This is a genomic window from Vibrio sp. OPT46 (assembly GCF_015163535.1).
Taxonomy (GTDB): Bacteria; Pseudomonadota; Gammaproteobacteria; order Enterobacterales; family Vibrionaceae; genus Vibrio; species Vibrio alginolyticus.
This window is the reverse complement of the sequence record NZ_JADDYG010000140.1, coordinates 1323-3578: the sequence shown is the minus strand read 5'-3', so window position 1 is coordinate 3578 and position 2256 is coordinate 1323. Positions and strand designations below refer to the sequence as shown.

2 protein-coding genes are annotated in these 2256 nt (G+C 43.6%); one reads left to right on the top strand and one right to left on the bottom strand.

All coding sequences use genetic code 11. The features are described from left to right. Nucleotides 1-182: 182 nt before the first annotated feature. Nucleotides 183-434, top strand: coding sequence for a ubiquinone biosynthesis accessory factor UbiK (ubiK, locus tag IQR33_RS06260; protein WP_005379099.1), 252 nt, complete (start codon nt 183-185; stop codon nt 432-434). A 185-nt stretch (nt 435-619) separates the two neighbouring features. On the opposite strand, the gene ilvC is transcribed toward ubiK, so the two are convergent. Further along, the gene (gene ilvC / locus IQR33_RS06255; RefSeq protein ID WP_012841252.1) at nt 620-2104 is read right to left on the bottom strand and encodes a ketol-acid reductoisomerase; all 1485 of its coding nucleotides are present in this window, start codon (nt 2102-2104) and stop codon (nt 620-622) included. Between the last annotated feature and the right edge of the window lie 152 nt (nt 2105-2256).

Below are 2256 nucleotides of genomic sequence, written 5' to 3'. Positions count from 1 at the left end.
CGAGTTGACGAAGCGAAAGCAGCTCATCGTGAATTAGCGGATAACAGATAAGCTATTAAGGCATTCAAAAAGGTCACTTCGGTGGCCTTTTTTATTGCCGCTCTCTTTTTTGCCATCTAAATGGCGACTTTCACGTATCATTTACTTAAAATGAGGACAAATCAAAAGGAGTTTTAGCCACTATGTTTGACCCAAAGAAATTAGAGCAAATTGCTAAACAGATTCACGACTCAATGCCTCAACCTGTAAAAGAATTGGGCTCTGATGTCGATCAGAAAGTTCGTCAAGTAATCCAAGGCCAGCTAAACAAGCTAGATGTTGTAAGTCGCGAAGAGTTTGATGTTCAAACTCAAGTTTTACTACGTACACGTCAAAAGCTAACAGAAATGGAACAGAAGTTGGCGCAACTTGAAGAAAAGCTTGCTGAAAAATAAGTATCAAAGCGCTCCTCACAAAGGAGCGTTTTTCTTATCGGCGCGCAGATAAATCGGCTAAAAACAAAAAGGCTTGGTCAACGGCGACCAAGCCTTTTGATTAGATGTTGTGTTTTATTTTGTATTTATCACTCCAGTCTGGCCAGAGTTCATTTAATATTTTCTCTACTTTGAAGCAAAGAAAATTAGCCACCAACCGCGATGCGCTTCATATCTGTCATATAACCACGTAGTTCTTCACCGATATATTCTACAGGGTGGTTTCGGATTGTTTCATTCACAGCGATAAGAGTCGCGTTATCCACTTGGTTAGAAGTTTCACCTAGACCTTTACCAATGACGTCTGTACTAACAGAAGGCATGAATTTTTCACGCAGTAGCGGCGTTGCTACATTAGCAAATAGGTAGTTACCATATTCAGCCGTATCAGAGATAACCACGTTCATCTCGTATAAACGCTTACGTGCGATAGTGTTTGCGATAAGTGGCAGCTCGTGTAGAGACTCGTAGTAAGCAGACTCATCGATGATGCCAGAAGCGGTCATCGCTTCAAATGCTAGCTCAACACCCGCACGAACCATAGCAACCATCAGGATACCGTTATCGAAGTACTCCTGCTCAGAAATTTCTACGTCAGTTTCTGGGTAGTTTTCGAAAGCAGTTTCACCCGTTTCTGCACGCCAGCCTAGTAGGTTTGCATCGTCGTTTGCCCAGTCAGCCATCATCGTGCTAGAGAAGTGACCTGTGATGATGTCATCCATGTGCTTGTTGTATAGCGGACGCATCAGCTCTTTTAGCTCTTCAGAAAGTTCAAATGCTTTTACTTTCGCAGGGTTAGTTAGGCGATCCATCATATGAGTGATACCACCAAACTTCAGAGCTTCCGTGATCGTTTCCCAGCCGTATTGAAGAAGCTTGCCTGCGTAGCCAGGATCGATACCATCAGCAATCATCTTCTCGTAACACACGATAGAGCCAGCCTGTAGCATGCCACAAAGGATAGTTTGCTCACCCATTAGGTCAGATTTCACCTCAGCAACAAAAGAAGACTCTAGACAGCCAGCACGGTGACCACCGGTTGCAGCAGCCCAAGCTTTCGCGATATCCCAACCTTCACCTTTTGGGTCGTTCTCTGGGTGAACAGCGATAAGAGTCGGTACACCGAAACCGCGCTTGTATTCTTCACGAACTTCCGTACCTGGACATTTAGGTGCAACCATTACTACCGTTAGGTCTTTACGGATTTGCATGCCTTCTTCAACAACGTTGAAACCGTGAGAGTAACCTAGTGCTGCGCCTTCTTTCATTAACGGCATTACCGTCTCAACAACGTTTGTGTGCTGCTTATCTGGAGTAAGGTTTACTACTAGATCAGCTTGTGGAATTAGCGTTTCGTAGCTACCTACCTCAAAACCGTTGTCTTTTGCGTTTTTGAATGACTGGCGTTGCTCATCAATCGCGGCTTGGCGAAGCGCATAAGCAACGTCTAGACCAGAGTCGCGCATGTTCAGACCTTGGTTAAGACCTTGAGCACCACAACCTACAATGACTACTTTCTTACCTTTCAGATAATCCGCTTCTGAAGCGAACTCACTGCGGTCCATAAAACGACAACGACCTAATTGGTCCAACTGCTCGCGCAAGTTTAGGGTATTGAAATAATTAGCCATCTGGGTGCTCCTTTGAGATTCTTCCATTGAGGTCAGTAATTGCCTTACCGAATAACTTCATACTAAAACAGACATGAGATTGCTTAAAGTGATATATTCACAATTAGTTATTGCAATTTATGCAACATGGAAATGAAAATTTAATGAATATT